This is a genomic window from Rhodococcus cerastii (assembly GCF_033042195.1).
GTDB lineage: Bacteria > Actinomycetota > Actinomycetes > Mycobacteriales > Mycobacteriaceae > Rhodococcoides.
This window is the reverse complement of sequence record NZ_JAWLKF010000001.1, coordinates 508,451-523,188: the sequence shown is the minus strand read 5'-3', so window position 1 is coordinate 523,188 and position 14,738 is coordinate 508,451. Positions and strand designations below refer to the sequence as shown.

Here is a 14,738-nt window from a genome sequence, read left to right as displayed (position 1 = left end):
TCACGAGCCACCGACACATCGACCGTCGCCCGGACGGAGCCCTGGACACGGTCAGTCGAGCAGCCCGTCGCGCAGCGCACGCAGAACTGCGCTCGTTCTGTCGTTCGCACCCAGTTTGAGAATGACCGACGACATGTGGTTCTTGACGGTTCCCTCGGCCAGATGCAGTGCGTCGGCAATCGATCTGTTGGTGTACCCGCTTGCGACGAGCCGTAGGACGTCGATCTCGCGGGCTGTGAGTGTGTCGGCGACTCCGACGTCGCTCGGGCCGTGCTTCCCGGTCCGAAAAGCGTCCAGCAATCTCTCGGTGATGGCAGGTTGTGCCAAGGTGCCCCCGGCAGCGAGTTCACGTACGGCGCCGCCGAGCCGCTCGAAGGTCACGTCCTTGAGCAGGTAGCCCTTGGCGCCCGCACGAAGCGCCCCGAGCACCAACTCGTCGTCGTCGAACGTCGTCAGCACCAGGACCGGAACACTGATTCCTCTGTCCTGCAATGCCCGCAGCGTCCACAGTCCGTCGAACCGCGGCATGCGTAGATCGAGCAACACCACATCGGGAGGATCGAGTTCGATCGACGCGACCGCAGCAGCGCCGTCGTCCGCCTCACCGGTCACCTCGATGTCGGGGTCCAGTTCGAGCAGGCTGCGGATACCCTGCCGAACCAGAGTGTGGTCGTCGACGATCAAGACCGTGATCACGGTGCGGGCACCGTCGCTTGGACCGCGAAACCGCGATCGACCGAAAACGTGACCGTGCCGCCCAGTCCTTCGATGCGCTCTCGGATTCCTTGCAGCCCGTGCCCCGGCTCGAAATCGGCCGTCGCCCGGCCGTCGTCGCGCACCGAGACCGACAGCGCACCGGTCGAATCCGCGCGTACCTCGATCCACATCTCGTCGGCATTCGCATGACGAATGGTGTTGGTGATCATCTCCTGCACGCAGCGGACCACAGCCACCGCGCGAGCCTCGTCGACCCTGATCTCGGGGTCGACCGTCAGATGCACAACGGGTTCGGGTAGCTGCGCAACCAGACGATCGAGCGACTCCCCCAGCACCGGAGTCCTGGCGCGCACCTCGCCGACCGTCGACCGAACGTCGCCGAGCAGGTCGCGTGCGATGGATTGCGCCCGAAGGACGTGCTCGCGCGCAGGCTCGGAGACCCTGTGAGACGCCACCTCGAGTTCGAGGCTCAGTGCGGTGAGCTGATGACCGAGCACGTCGTGCAACTCTCGTGCGATGCGCAATCGCTCGTCGGCACGGGAGGAATCGTCCAACAACGCACTGGCAGTTCGTAGTTCGGCGTGCGCGACCGCCAGTTCCCGACGCAGCCGAGCCTGTCGCAGCTGTGCGGTCACCGACAACGCACTGGCCACCTGCAGCGCCCCGTAGATCGACGTGATCAGCGCGATCTCCGAGATCCGTCCACCCCGGATCGCAACCGACACCCCCACGCAGCAGGTGTAGACCGCAACGATGACCGCCACCGAGAGACCGGTCACCCGATACACGGCGAACGTCGAGGTGAACACCAGCAGGATGGGCAACCAGCTTGCCGTCGGGGCGGTCAGCACCAGAATCGGTGCCAGTACCACCTGTGCGCCGAAGCACGCGCGCACGAGACGATCCGGCAACCGGTCTTCCCACCACATGCCTGCGGTCTGCACGAGCAGAAAGACCACGAACAGCGCAGCCCAGACCCAGCGGGGAACCGCGAGACCGTCGGCGATCGACCGATCGAAGACGACGAGAGCGCCCATCGCGACCGCGAGCGCAGACACGAACGCACCGGCCAGAACGTCGGGTCCGAGGCGTCTCATTCTGTCGACTTTATCGCCCATTTCGTCCGCACACCCCTGCCGAAAGTCACGATCACCATCGGTGACCATCGGCACCTGTGCGCAGGCCACGGCCGATCTAGCGTCGAGATCGAGACCATCGAGAAGGGAGCATCGGATGGCAGCGATCGACGTTCGAGACATCACCCAGCGGTATCGGGGACGGACCGCCGTGGCAGGCGTGCGCCTCACGGTCGCCGAAGGCGAGACGCACGGCCTGCTCGGGCGCAACGGTGCCGGCAAGACGACCCTGGTCGAAACCGTTGCAGGCCTTCGCAGGCCGAGCTCCGGTGCCGTACGAGTTCTGGGACTCGACCCCTTCACCGACCGCGATCGAGTGCGCTCCGTGCTGGGAGTACAGCTGCAGTCCAACGACCTGCACACCGCGCTCACCGTTGCCGAACTGGTCGATCTGTTCGCCTCCTTCCACCGTCGACCTGCCGATGGAGACGCTCTCGTCCGTGCCGTCGGCCTGCACGAGCACCGCCGGGTGCGCTACGAACGGTTGTCGGGAGGCCAGCAACAACGGTTGTCGGTCGTCCTCGCGCTGATCGGTTCCCCTCGGGTGGTCCTGCTCGACGAGCTCACCACCGGACTCGACCCGGATGCACGACGCACCGTGTGGCGACTGATCGAGGACCTCCGCGCAGACGGTGTCACCATCCTGCTGATCAGCCATCACATGGACGAGGTACACCGCCTGTGCGATCGAGTCACCGTCCTCGATCGAGGCTCCGTGGTGGCCACCGGAACACCGGATTCTCTGATCGCCGACGCCGGCCTCGGGGGCGACCACCGAGCCACCCTGGAGGACGCATTCCTGACGCTGACCGAACGGAGCTAGGCATGACCGCACACGAGATCGACGCTGTACCTCGTCCGGGCCTGCGCGCCACCGGCGCACTCGTCCGGGCCGAAATGCGCATGGTCACCCGGGACACGGCAGGTCTGATCGTTCCCATCGCCCTCCCGGTTCTCGTACTGGTGATGAACGGCTCGGGTACTTCGGCGGAGATCGTCGGGCCCGGCACGATCACCGCATTCGATCGGTTCGTACTGCCGCTTGCCCTGACCATGATCATCGCCGTCGTCGGAATCGTGAACATGCCGAGCTTTCTTGCGCTCTATCGCAAGTCCGGCGTACTGAAGCGACTGTCGACGACACCGATCCGACCGACGCAGGTGCTGGCTGCGCAGGTGATCACCAGCGTCGTCCAAGCGACACTCGGAATCGGCATCGCTCTGTCCACGGCCGCGCTGCTCTTCGGAATCACGCCCCCACACAACCCGATCCTGGTTGCGACCGTTCTGGTGCTCGGTGCCGCGGCGATGTACTCGCTGGGGATCGTCGTGGCTGCCGTCGCACCCACAGCGAACTCGGCCGTCGCGATCGGCCTGACCCTGTTCCTCGTTCTCGGTGCAGTCGGCGGGCTGTTCGGACCGGTCGCGGATCTGCCCGGTCCGGTTGCGGCCATCGGTGAGGTACTTCCTTTCGGTGCCACCGTCAGTGCGCTGGGATCTGCCTGGGCCGGAACGCCTGTCGACATCGGCGGACCCATCGGACTCGTGGTCGCGGTGATCGCCGGAACCGCCTGCGCGATCCGGTTGTTTCGCTGGTCCTAGCGCGATACGGCATAGTGGTCGACGTGACCGAGTTGAATCTGCACACGTTCGGACCCGCAGACGGTCCCGAAATCCTCGCCGTCCACGGTGTCACCGGACACGGTGCCCGGTGGTGGGACCTCGCCGAGAACCACCTTCCGGAGGCCAGAATTCTGGCACCCGACCTCATCGGCCACGGGCATTCCCCGTCCACACCGCCCTGGGACATCGACGCGCAGGTCACTGCGCTCAAAGCCGTGCTCGACGCCCATGCGCGTGGACCGGTCGTGGTCCTCGGCCACTCGTACGGCGGCGCGTTGGCCGTGCATCTCGCGCAGAGGTTTCCCGAGGCTGTGCGGGCGCTGATTCTGCTCGATCCCGCGATCGCTCTGCCGCCGGAGGAGCTTCTCGAGGTGGCCGAGGCGACCGCGAAATCCCCCGACTACACCGACGTCGACGAGGCGCGCTCGGAGAAGATCCACGGGGCGTGGGCGGACGTGCCCACCGAATTGCTCGACCGTGAGGTCGCCGATCACCTCATCCCCGCCGACGACGGAAAAGTCGCGTGGCGAATGTCGATTCCGGCGATCGTCGCAACGTGGGGAGAGCTCGCACGTCCGATCGTGGTTCCCACCGAGAGTGTCCCGACGATCGTGGTGCGGGCCATGCGCGTCGAACCCCCCTATGTCACAGAGGAATTCCTCTCGGCGCTGCGAGACAAGCTCGGTGACAACCTACGAACGGTCGAACTGGACTGCGATCACATGGTCGGCCAGGCCAAACCGGTCGAGGTCGCCGAGCTGGTGCGATCCCTGCTGTAGATGGCCCCGATCACCGAAGCCCAGGTCGAGAGAGTTCGCGCGTTGGTCGCGTCGATCCCCCCTGGATTCGTGGCCACCTACGGAGACATCGCGGCCGCCGCCGACCTGTCGAGTCCTCGCATCGTCGGATGGATCATGCGCACCGATTCCGCCGACCTGCCCTGGCATCGAGTCCTCGGCGCGAGTGGAAGGCCCGCCCCGCACCTGGCCTCGAGACAGCTCGAGACTCTGCGCAGCGAAGGCGTCCCGAACCACGACGGGCGCGTGCCATTGAGCTCGATTCGATTCGACTTCGGGGCGCTCCCACCGCCACCGCCGCCGACCACTAATCTCGGAGAATGAACATCAGGGACGCACTCGAGCAGTTCGATCCACGCCCCACGGCGAAGTTCGCGCTGTCGAAGGCGAGCAGCTTCGTGGCCTGCGCCGGTCTCGTCGTCGACGAGGCCTCGGGCACCAGGGTGGCCGGGCACATCGAGTTGACGGACGAGCACTTCACGCCCTGGGGGGTCGTCCACGGCGGCGTCTACACCACTGCCGTCGAGAGCGCAGCGAGCATCGGTGCCAGCGAGGCGGTCAAGGATCGCGGCGAATTCGCAGTCGGCGTACACAACGGCACCGACTTTCTCCGCGCCAGCAAGGGCGGCCGCGTCGACGTTGTCGCAGAACCGTTGCAGCAGGGCCGTGTTCAACAACTGTGGCTGGTCACGATCACCGCCTCCGACAGCGGAAAAGTCATAGCACGCGGGCAGGTTCGCCTGCAGAACGTGCCGCTGCCGACATGACGGAGCTCGCAACGTGACGCAACCGGTCTGCGACGCGATCGTCCTCGCCGGCGGTCGAGGGTCGAGGATGGCAGATCCCGAGAACCCCGCTGCGCCGCACGAGGTCGACAAACCTGCCATGACCGTCGGCGGGCGCCGTATGGTCGACATCGCCGTGGACGCGGTAACGAGTTGTCGCACAACGATTCTGGTGGGTCCGACCCGTACCGGAGTGCCCGATCACGTGGTGCAGACTCGCGAGTCCCCCGTGGGCGGCGGCCCGGTCGCTGCACTCGCCGCGGGCCTGCGATCACTCGACGACTGTGCGGAAGGCACCGCAGATCTGGTGGTGGTCATCGCGTCGGATCTGCCCTTTCTCGACGCCGCGACGGTCGAGTCGCTGATCGGTGCCGTATCGCGCTCGCACACCGACGCCGTCTTCGCCCGCGACAGTGCCGGTCGTACGCAATTCCTGCTGGGAGTGTGGCGGCACGCCGCGTTGCGTTCCGCGCTGGCACAGCTGGATTCGGTGGAGGGCGCGCCGATGCGCACGATCCTTCCTGCCGATCATCTGGTGATCGCGGTGTCCGGTGTCGACGACTGCGACACCCCCGCCGATCTTCTCGCCGCCCGTCTGGCCGCACAACAGCCGGAGACGCTCGAGGTGAGCGACGCACTCGAACGCGTTCGGAGCCGACTCCCCGCGTTGCCGATCCGTCGAATTTCCCTGCAGGACAGTGCCGGAACCGTGCTCGCGGAACCCCTCATCTCCCGAACCGCGCTGCCGGCAGTAGACATCTCCGCGATGGACGGCTACGCCGTGTGCGGCACCGATCCGTGGACCCTCCGGTCCGACATCGCGTACGCCGGTACCTCCGACATCGCCCCACTCATCGAAGGAACGGCCGTGCGCATCGCGACGGGCGCAGCGCTTCCGCGCGGAGCGACATCGGTGGTGCGCGACGAGCACATCACCCGCGAGTCCGACGGTTCGGCTCGACGCATGCCGACGGCACCGCAGTCCGACGACACGCGTCGACGCGGCGAGGACTGGCTGCCCGGTACCGAACTGGTCGCAGCCGGCACCCCGATCGATGCGGCCGTACGATCGCTCGCTGCCAGTGCAGAGGTGTTCGAGGTGGCGGTGCGCGGTCCGGTACGCGGACGAGTAATCATCAGCGGCAACGAGATTCGATCCACCGGGCCACTCGCCCCTGGCGAGACCAGGGACGTGCTCGGGTCGGTGTTGCCGGAGTACCTGGCGCACTGCGGCATCACCGTCGTCGACGTGACGCTGCTCGAGGATTCTGCGACGGGGTTTCGAGACGTGCTGACCCGCACTCGGGACGTGGACGTGATCATCGTCGTCGGGGCAACCGGAGGCGGGGCAGCCGATCAGCTCCGCGCGACCCTCGCCGGCATCGATGCCGAGACCGTCGTCGGGCGAATGCGCATGCGTCCCGGCGGTTCTCAGATCACCGCGGCATTGCCCGACGGCACAGTGGTACTCGGCCTACCGGGTAATCCGCTGGCGGCCGTCGGTACCGCGATGCTCGCCGCGCCCGCCATCGTCGATGCCCTGACCGGGAGAACGGTGCGCCCATCGCGGATCGGCCTGTTGTCCAATGCTGCCGAGGTTCGATCCTCGACGCCTCGCATCGTCCCGGTCACCGCGGACGGCACACGGTGGCGGGCAGATACCCGAGTCCGCACGGCGCACCTGGCGCACCTCGTCGGCCGCGACGCACTGGCTGTGATCCCGGCCGAGGTCAGCGCCGACGAGCCGGTGACAATTCTTCCGTTGCCGCACCACTAGTTTCACCGAGAGATCGAACACCCTCGCGGTAACGCGCGACCACGAGATCGACGATCGCGGCATGCACTCCGAGCGGCTCACCGACGCCGTCGGCTCCGGCGTCGGCCAGACGGTTGTGAAAGAGGCCGCGCGCCAACAGATACGACGCCACGAACACCCGAGTGTGCCCGGTTTCTCGCAGAGTCGACACCGCGTCGGACACGGTGGGGGTACTGGTGGCGACGTAGCCGATACGTACCGGGACTCGGGCGACATCGGCCAACATCGCCGCCGCGCGCCGGTGTTCTTCCAACGCACGAGCATCGGACGATCCTGCGGCAGCGAGCACGATCGGATCACCCGAGCGCCACCCGGCGTCACGGAGTCGATCGACCATGACTTCCGCCAGTACCGGATCGGGTCCGAGAGCGCGGGTGACGGCGACGGACGTGTGAGCGCTGTCGGCGATCTCTCGCGGCACATCGGTGTGCACGTGGTAGCCCGACGCGAGGAAGGCGGGAACCACGACAGCCGAGCCGGCAGTGTCGCGCAGCACCTCGGCCGGTGACGGCCCGAGTACGTCGACGAATGCCACGCGCGTGGTACCGATCTGCGTCGACACGGCATCGGCGAGTGCGGCGACCATCTCGACACCACGGGGGTTTCGGGTGCCGTGTGCGACCAGAACAAGAGTCGGTGTCATCAGTACTTTCCCCCTTCTACGACGGCCACTCGATCAGCCGGTTCTTCGGAATCGCAGTCCGTCTCGGTCTCGATGTGATCGAGTGCGATGCGATAGCCACGCTTGACCACGGTCTGGATAGCTTTCGGCGCGCCCAGCGAGGACCTGAGTCTGGTCATCGCCGTCTCCACCGCGTGGGTGTCGCCCCCTCCGCCGGGCAGCGACGCCAACAGGTCCTCGCGGGAGACGACGCGTCCTGGATTGCGCGCCAATGTCTTCATCAACGCCATGCCTGCTGGGGACACCGGTCGAACTTCACCGTCGACCACCACGCACTTACCGCGGACACTGACCACGTGTCCGCCCGCATGCAGCCGACCGGTGCGCCTCGGTAGTTCTTCGGCGATGTGCCGCGCGAGTGCCCCCAGACGCGCCCGTGTCGGCTGTGTGGTGGCCACGTTCAGCTGTTCGAGGGGCGCGGCCGTCACCGGCCCGACGCACACCGGCAGCACCCTCGATCGCATCGACTGCAGCAAGGGTTCGAGCACGCCGTTCTCATCGGCGCGCATCAGCATCGATGCCACCGCCGGCGCCGAGGTGAAGCTGAGGGCATCGAGATCACCGACGATGACGGCTTCGATCATGCGGTCCATCGGGCTCTGGTCGTCGGGCGCTGTCCAGCGATACACCGGCACCGGCACCACCTCGGCTCCCGCGCAGCGCAACACCTCGCAGAAATCGGGGACCGGCTCCCATTCGGTGGTCGCGCCGTGCAGCTGCACGGCAATGCGTTTGCCCTCCACCCCTTCGGCCAACAGATGTTCGAGTACCTCCGCCGAGGACTCCGAGGCGGGCGACCACTCCTCGCGTAGATCGGCCGCTCGAATGGCTCCTTTCGCCTTCGGACCGCGAGCGAGCAGCCGGGACGCACCGAGTGCGCGCCCCAGTTCTTCTGCCTGCCCCCACCCGTCCGCCGCCTCGACCCAGCCACGAAACCCGATTCCTGTTGTGGCTACAGTTATTTCGGGTGGATCCGCGATGACGGCGGCAGTGACGCGTTCGAGCTCGGCGTCGTCGGCCAGCGGGATGATGCGAATAGCGGGGGCATGCATCACGGTGGCCCCGCGCCGCTCGAGCAGAGTCGCGAACTCCTCGGCTCGACGCGAAGCGGTGATCCCGACGGTGAACCCGACCAGAGGCATTGCAGCCCCTGCAATTTCGCTCACGTAGATCCGCCGCGGACGAGCACGACGCCCTCGACGCAGGAGACCTCGAACGATCCAAGGGTGACCTGCGGGTCATCGAGGCAGCGCCCGTCGGCCAGCGAGAAAACCTGCTTGAGCAGCGGCGATGCGACGGTGGGTTCGCCCCCTCGGTCTCCCACCAGTCCGCGTGACATCACTGCTGCACGCCCGTACGGATCGATGTTGCCCACCGCGAACAGTCGTCCGTCGTCGAGCAGAAACAGCGCCGCCTGGGTGCCGCCTCGCAGGAGCACCGCTACCCCGCGCCCCGGAATCAGCGCGTCGAGCGTGCAGGCCGGGGTCCAATCACGAGCGATGTCGTTCGGTACCGCTGATGGTGACTTCACTGCTGACGAATCGATGACAGTCATGGCGTACCTCCTGATCAGCTATTCCACGTTGCTTGTGTTTCTTGGCCGTTAAGTCGCGATTACTCGTCTGTGCACATGCACTCAGTCTCGTGACCTGCCGGTTGTCAGCTCCCGTATCGGCTCACGCGCCCACACGTGGCATTCCCATCAGCACGGGCACCTTGCGCGCGCCGGACTCGTCGAACGCGATCGTGGGGTCGGACTCGTCCGGAGCATTGACGAAGGAGACGAACCGACCGAGCTTCTCGTCGTCTTCGAGCACGCCGGCCCACTCGTCCTTGTATCCGGCGACGTGGCGTTCCATGTCGGATTCGAGCTCGGCACCGATCCCGAGACTGTCCTCGCACACGACGGCTCTGAGGTGGTCGAGTCCCCCGTCGAGCGATTCGAGCCACGGCGCCGTGCGCTGCAGCCGGTCGGCTGTACGCACGTAGAACATGAGGTAACGGTCGATGTAGCTGACCAGGGTGGCATCGTCGAGATTGGACGCGAGCAACTGCGCGTGCTTGGGCGACTGACCTCCGTTACCGCCTACGTAGAGGTTCCAACCACCCTCGGTCGCGATGATCCCGACGTCCTTGCCGCGGGCCTCGGCGCATTCGCGAGCGCAGCCCGAGACGCCGAACTTGATCTTGTGCGGCGACCGCAGACCTCGATAGCGGTTCTCCAGATCGACGGCCATCCCCACCGAATCCTGGACGCCGTAACGGCACCAACTCGATCCGACGCAGCTCTTGACCGTCCGTAGCGACTTCCCGTACGCCTGACCCGACTCCATCCCGGCGTCGACGAGGCGCTTCCAGATCGCCGGCAACTGCTCGACGCGGGCACCGAACATGTCGATGCGCTGCCCTCCGGTCACCTTCGTGTAGAGCCCGAAATCGCGAGCGACCTCGCCGATGACGATGAGCTGTTCCGCAGTGCACTCGCCGCCGGGCATACGCGGCACAACCGAGTAGGTGCCGTTCTTCTGGATGTTGGCCAGAAAGTGATCGTTGGTGTCCTGCAACGACGCCTGCTCGCCGTCGAGAATGTGATCGGAGGACGTAGACGCGAGAATCGACGCGACGACAGGCTTGCAGATGTCGCAGCCGGTTCCCGAGCCGTACTTGGCGATCAGCGACGAGAAGGTGCGGGTGTTCGTGGCCCGAACGATCTCGTACAGCTCGGCCCTGGACTGAGCGAAGTGCTCGCACAACGACTTCGAGAGGACCACACCGGACGCGGCGAGCAACGACTTGATCGAGGGCAGGCATCCGCCACAGGTGGTACCCGCGGTGGTGCAGCTCTTCACGGCCGCCAGGTCGCAGGCTCCGTCGGCTATCGCCGAGCAGATGGCACCCTTGCTCACACCGTTGCACGAGCAGATCTCGGCGTCGTCGGGCAGTGCACCGATGCCGACCTGCTCGGCGGCAGGTGAGATCAGAGCGCCCGGATCGCCGGGCAACTCGCGACCGACCAGTGGCCGCAACAGCGAGTACGCGGAGGCGTCGCCGACGAGGATGCCGCCGAGCAGCGTCTTCGCGTCGTCGGTGACGACCAGCTTGGCGTACGTGCCTTTGGGGGCATCGCTGAACACCACTTCGAGTGCGCCCGGCGTTGCCGCCATCGCGTCGCCGAAGCTCGCGACGTCGACGCCCATCAGCTTGAGCTTGGTGGACATGTCGGCACCCGGGAATTGCGCTGCGCCGCCGAGCAATCGGTCGGCCACGACCTCCGCCGTCGAATACCCGGGAGCGACCAGTCCGTAGCACCGACCCTCGACCGCAGCACATTCGCCGATCGCGTAGACGGCAGGGTCGGAGGTACTGCAGCCGATGTCGACCATGATGCCGCCGCGCTCACCCACCTCGAGGCCACTCTCGCGTGCCAGCCGATCCTGGGGACGCACACCGGCGGAGAACACCAGCAGCGCGGCGTCGATGGTGCTGCCGTCGCTCAGTTCGACCGTCAGACCGGCGCTGTCGTTCTCGGAGATCGACGACGTGCCCACTCCCGCATGGACGTTCAACCCGAGTTCGGTGACCAGGCGCGCCAACAGCGCGCCGCCACCCTCGTCCACCTGCAGCGGCATCAATCGTGGAGCGAACTCGATGACGTGCGGGGTCATGCCCATCTTCTTCAGCGCATTCGCCGCTTCGAGACCGAGGAGGCCACCGCCGACCACCACACCGACGGCACCCGGGCCTGCGGCGTCGGCGCGGGCACGGATCTTGTCCAGGTCGTCGAGGGTTCGGTAGACGAAGCACGCGGGCAGGTCGTGTCCGGTGATCGGCGGCACGAACGGGTAGGAGCCGGTGGCGAGGACGAGAGCGTCGTACTCGACCGTGTCCCCCGCCGAGGTCACGACGGTGCGGTGGTCGCGGTCGATGCGATCGGCACGTACTCCGGTGCGCATCTCGACGAGGGTGTCACCGGGATAGTCGTTGCCCGCCAGAGCGAGTTCCTTGTGGTCCCAGGCACCGACGTAGGACGACAGTCCCACCCTGTCGTACGCCGCCAGTGCTTCCTCGCACAGCACAGTGACCTTCCACTCGGCCGCCTCGTCGCGCGCACGCAACGCTTCGACGAATCGGTGTCCGACCATCCCGTGACCTACCACTACCGCGTTCTTCATTGCGGGTCCTTCCGATCTACGTTGCCGTGCAGTGTGTTTCGTTCTTGGCGGTGATGGATCCTCAGACTGCTACCGGCGCGTCGGCGTCGGCGGAGTTGGTCTTGCGCAGGTAGATCGCCCAGGTGACGATCGCGCAGACGATGTAGAAGGCGAGGAACACCCAGAACGCGGTGGTCGCGGATTTCGCGGTGCCCGAATACGACGCCCGCAGCACCAGGTTGATTCCCACGCCGCCGAGAGCGCCGATCGCGCCGGCGATTCCGATGAGGGCACCGGACATCTTGCGCGACCAGTGCTGCTGCTCGTCGACGGTCATGCCCTGAAGCTGAGCGGATTTCGCAGCGAAGATGGCGGGGATCATCTTGTACACCGATCCGTTGCCGAGGCCCGAGAGCAGGAACAGTGCGATGAATCCGACGACGAAGAGCACCATCACGGTGCCGCTGGCCGCGCCGGGAGTCGAATCGTCCCAGGTACTGGCCGCAACCAGAATCCCGGTGGCAAACGTCATGGCCACGAACGTGTACAGGGTGATCTTGCCGCCACCGATCTTGTCGGCGAGCTTGCCGCCGAACGGACGCGACAGCGATCCCAGCAACGGTCCGATGAACGCGATCTGAGCGGCCTGCAGCGATGCCTGCGCCTGTTGAGCGGGAGTCGCCGGTGCTCCGTCGGTGAGACCGGCGAGGAAGTTGATCTGCAGGACCTGCCCGAACGCGAAGCTGAAGCCGATGAACGACCCGAACGTGCCGATGTACAGGAAGGCGATCCACCACGAGTCCGAGAACTTCAGCACGTCGATCATGGAGCGTCCGTTGGTCTTCTGGTTGTCCAGGTTGTCCATGTACAGCGCGGCACCGACGGCGGCAAGCGCGATGAAGACGAGATAGACGGCGCACACGATCTCGGGGGCGGTGTTACCGATGGTGGCGATGACCAACAGGCCGATGAGCTGGATGACGGGCACACCGATGTTGCCGCCGCCCGCATTCAAGCCGAGCGCCCACCCCTTCTCGCGTTGCGGATAGAACGCGTTGATGTTCGTCATCGAGGATGCGAAGTTACCGCCGCCGAGTCCGGCGAACGCCGCAACGATGATGTAGGTGGTGTACGACGCCGGGTTGAGCATGAAGTACATGGTCAGCACGGTGGGGATCAGGAGCACCAGAGCACTGAAGATGGTCCAGTTACGGCCACCGAACTTCGCCGTGGCGAAGGTGTACGGAATGCGCAGGATCGCGCCGACGAGCGTGGGCACGGCCACCAGGAAGAACTTGCCCGCCGCGTCGATGCCGTAGACCGACAACGGCATGAACAGCACCATCACCGACCAGATCGACCAGATCGAGAATCCGACGTGCTCGGCGATGACCGACCAGATCAGATTGCGCTTGGCGATCTGCTTGCCGCCGGCCTCCCAGGCCTCGACGTCCTCGGAATTCCAGTGCGCGATGTGATGGTTGACGGAGACGGGAACTGTTCCGGGTGGAACAGTCGCCGTGGTGGCTGAGCCGGCATCTGCCGAAGCGCTGCGAGAAAGGCTGGTCACGTGTGGCCTCCTGATCGGTGTGTGAACCGAACATAGGAAAGCCATGTTGCCGCGGCGCTGCGCGCGATGACTCGTTGATTAACTTGGTCTCACGTGCCGTCGAGCACCGACGTGAGCTGAAGCGTCAACGTGCACCGAACGTCACCAGGTGTCTTCGAGCATCCTCGGTCGGCAGCACAGGAATCCTCCGACCAGCAGAACCGCCACACATCCGGTCAACAGAACCAACGGGAGTCCCCAGCCCCCGGACTCGGTGTGCAGCAGCCCGAACAGAATCGGACCGGTCGAGGACACCACGTAACCCAGCCCCTGGGTGAATCCCGAGAGTGAGGACGAGCCAACGGCCGTGCGCGTCCTGAGGTTGATCAGCGTCAGTGACATCGGGAACGTCATCGTGCCCAGCCCGACCAGGCACACCCACGCGACCGTACCGGCAGTCGGAGACCAGTGCAGGCCCGCGAACCCGCCGAGGTAGCACGCCGCGGCAACCATCACGATGCCGTACGGATTGCGCACGCGCGCACAGAGCGTCGGCGCGGCCAGCGACGTGATCAGTCCCATCGCGCCGAACGCCGCCACCGACGCACCGGCCAAGCCTTCTCCGATCCCCGCATCGATCAGGAGCGTCGGCAACCAGGTGAGCATGGAGTAGGTGATCAGGGAAGTCATTGCGAACATCATCACCATCCCCCACGCCAGCGAGGACCGGTGGATTCGGCCGCTCGGCGATGCGTGGACCGACGCCGACCCGGCTTCACCCGAGACGTCCTTCTCGTCGCGGCCGCGTCGGGCGATGACCACACCGAGCCACGGCAGCGCGGCGGCCAGGCCGACGACGGCCCAGATCCCGATGGAGATGCGCCAACCGTGCGCGTCGGCGACGGGGACGGCCAGCAACGGCGGAACCATGGTGCTGACCTGCATGGCGCAGATGTAGATGGTGCTGACGACGGCGAGTCGCTCGGAGAAATACCGCTTGACCAACGGCGGGATGACGACGTTTCCGATGCCCATGCCCGCAAGAGCGATCGCGGACAGCGCGAGCAGAGACGCGGTGTTCGGCGCGAACGCACGAGTGGCCATACCGATCGTGGTCAGCGCCATCGCCAGCAGAGCTGCCCGCTCCAGGCCGGTGCGCTTGGCGAGAAACGGGGTGGCCAGGCCGAAAACGGCGAACATCGCCGGAGGCAACATGCCGACGATGCCGATGACGGTGGTGCCGAACTGGAGGTCGGTGCCGATTCTGCCGAACAGCGGGCTGATCGAGGTGACGGCGGCGCGCAGAGTCAACGCGGACACGACGATCGCGGAGAAGACGAGTACTCGACCACGCACGAGCGAGGTGCCGACGAGGCGGGTATCGGGGGCGGTGGGCGCACTCACCGCGTAATCATAGGATGACCGGATCATCGGGTGCAAAGCATTACTATCGACGCTGCAACGTCCACGGCATGAGGAGTC

At 66.1% G+C, this 14,738-nt stretch carries 14 protein-coding genes; 6 read left to right on the top strand and 8 right to left on the bottom strand.

Going from position 1 to position 14,738, the window contains the following annotated elements:
• Positions 1–51 precede the first annotated feature (51 nt).
• Positions 52–696: a response regulator transcription factor gene (locus R3P93_RS02255; RefSeq protein ID WP_317532329.1), complete on the bottom strand. Its 645-nt coding sequence runs from the start codon at positions 694–696 to the stop codon at positions 52–54.
• Complete coding sequence (locus R3P93_RS02250) at positions 693–1,814, bottom strand: sensor histidine kinase (protein ID WP_317532328.1); 1,122 nt, start codon at positions 1,812–1,814, stop codon at positions 693–695. The genes R3P93_RS02255 and R3P93_RS02250 overlap by 4 nt, the downstream gene beginning before the upstream one ends.
• A 136-nt stretch (positions 1,815–1,950) precedes the next feature.
• On the opposite strand from R3P93_RS02250, the gene R3P93_RS02245 reads away from it, so the two are divergent.
• The 6 genes from R3P93_RS02245 to R3P93_RS02220 are packed head-to-tail and all read left to right on the top strand — an operon-like array spanning position 1,951 to position 6,835.
• The gene (locus R3P93_RS02245; protein WP_317532327.1) at positions 1,951–2,676 is read left to right on the top strand and encodes an ABC transporter ATP-binding protein; all 726 of its coding nucleotides are present in this window, start codon (positions 1,951–1,953) and stop codon (positions 2,674–2,676) included.
• Between the two features lie 2 nt (positions 2,677–2,678).
• Complete coding sequence (locus R3P93_RS02240; RefSeq protein WP_317532326.1) at positions 2,679–3,455, top strand: ABC transporter permease; 777 nt, start codon at positions 2,679–2,681, stop codon at positions 3,453–3,455.
• 14 nt (positions 3,456–3,469) lie between these two features.
• Positions 3,470–4,255 (top strand): alpha/beta hydrolase, encoded by a 786-nt coding sequence (locus R3P93_RS02235; RefSeq protein WP_317532325.1) that lies wholly within the window; start codon positions 3,470–3,472, stop codon positions 4,253–4,255.
• Entirely contained in the window at positions 4,256–4,597 is a 342-nt protein-coding gene (locus R3P93_RS02230; RefSeq protein WP_068046009.1) for an MGMT family protein, read from the top strand. It abuts the gene before it with no gap.
• A complete protein-coding gene (locus tag R3P93_RS02225; RefSeq protein WP_317532324.1) occupies positions 4,594–5,040 on the top strand; it encodes a PaaI family thioesterase in 447 nt (148 codons plus the stop codon). The genes R3P93_RS02230 and R3P93_RS02225 overlap by 4 nt, the downstream gene beginning before the upstream one ends.
• Positions 5,041–5,053: 13 nt before the next feature.
• Complete coding sequence (locus tag R3P93_RS02220; RefSeq protein ID WP_317532323.1) at positions 5,054–6,835, top strand: NTP transferase domain-containing protein; 1,782 nt, start codon at positions 5,054–5,056, stop codon at positions 6,833–6,835.
• Here the strand turns inward: R3P93_RS02220 and R3P93_RS02215 are convergent.
• The 6 genes from R3P93_RS02215 to R3P93_RS02190 all read right to left on the bottom strand — a co-directional run bounded on the left by R3P93_RS02215 (position 6,789) and on the right by R3P93_RS02190 (position 14,660).
• Positions 6,789–7,517: a sirohydrochlorin chelatase gene (locus R3P93_RS02215; protein ID WP_149405474.1), complete on the bottom strand. Its 729-nt coding sequence runs from the start codon at positions 7,515–7,517 to the stop codon at positions 6,789–6,791. The two genes, R3P93_RS02220 and R3P93_RS02215, sit on opposite strands and share 47 nt — an antisense overlap.
• Entirely contained in the window at positions 7,517–8,698 is a 1,182-nt protein-coding gene (locus tag R3P93_RS02210; protein ID WP_255183303.1) for a uroporphyrinogen-III synthase, read from the bottom strand. The genes R3P93_RS02215 and R3P93_RS02210 overlap by 1 nt, the downstream gene beginning before the upstream one ends.
• A gap of 20 nt (positions 8,699–8,718) precedes the next feature.
• Positions 8,719–9,111, bottom strand: a complete 393-nt coding sequence (gene nirD, locus R3P93_RS02205; protein WP_094642301.1) for a nitrite reductase small subunit NirD — start codon at positions 9,109–9,111, stop codon at positions 8,719–8,721.
• A gap of 121 nt (positions 9,112–9,232) precedes the next feature.
• Positions 9,233–11,728, bottom strand: a complete 2,496-nt coding sequence (gene nirB / locus R3P93_RS02200) for a nitrite reductase large subunit NirB (protein WP_317532322.1) — start codon at positions 11,726–11,728, stop codon at positions 9,233–9,235.
• A gap of 61 nt (positions 11,729–11,789) precedes the next feature.
• On the bottom strand, positions 11,790–13,181 hold the full coding sequence (locus R3P93_RS02195; protein WP_094642478.1) for a nitrate/nitrite transporter: 1,392 nt from the start codon (positions 13,179–13,181) through the stop codon (positions 11,790–11,792).
• A gap of 237 nt (positions 13,182–13,418) precedes the next feature.
• A complete protein-coding gene (locus tag R3P93_RS02190; protein ID WP_317532321.1) occupies positions 13,419–14,660 on the bottom strand; it encodes an MFS transporter in 1,242 nt (413 codons plus the stop codon).
• Between the last annotated feature and the right edge of the window lie 78 nt (positions 14,661–14,738).

What these genes read in the sequence shown, in the direction of transcription:
- R3P93_RS02230 (WP_068046009.1), top strand. Translation starts at nt 4,256, where the DNA reads ATGGCCCCGATCACCGAAGCCCAGGTCGAGAGAGTTCGCGCGTTGGTC.
- R3P93_RS02215 (WP_149405474.1), bottom strand. Translation starts at nt 7,517, where the DNA reads ATGACACCGACTCTTGTTCTGGTCGCACACGGCACCCGAAACCCCCGT.
- nirB (WP_317532322.1), bottom strand. Translation starts at nt 11,728, where the DNA reads ATGAAGAACGCGGTAGTGGTAGGTCACGGGATGGTCGGACACCGATTC.
- R3P93_RS02240 (WP_317532326.1), top strand. Translation starts at nt 2,679, where the DNA reads ATGACCGCACACGAGATCGACGCTGTACCTCGTCCGGGCCTGCGCGCC.
- R3P93_RS02225 (WP_317532324.1), top strand. Translation starts at nt 4,594, where the DNA reads ATGAACATCAGGGACGCACTCGAGCAGTTCGATCCACGCCCCACGGCG.
- R3P93_RS02210 (WP_255183303.1), bottom strand. Translation starts at nt 8,698, where the DNA reads ATGCCTCTGGTCGGGTTCACCGTCGGGATCACCGCTTCGCGTCGAGCC.
- nirD (WP_094642301.1), bottom strand. Translation starts at nt 9,111, where the DNA reads ATGACTGTCATCGATTCGTCAGCAGTGAAGTCACCATCAGCGGTACCG.
- R3P93_RS02250 (WP_317532328.1), bottom strand. Translation starts at nt 1,814, where the DNA reads ATGAGACGCCTCGGACCCGACGTTCTGGCCGGTGCGTTCGTGTCTGCG.
- R3P93_RS02245 (WP_317532327.1), top strand. Translation starts at nt 1,951, where the DNA reads ATGGCAGCGATCGACGTTCGAGACATCACCCAGCGGTATCGGGGACGG.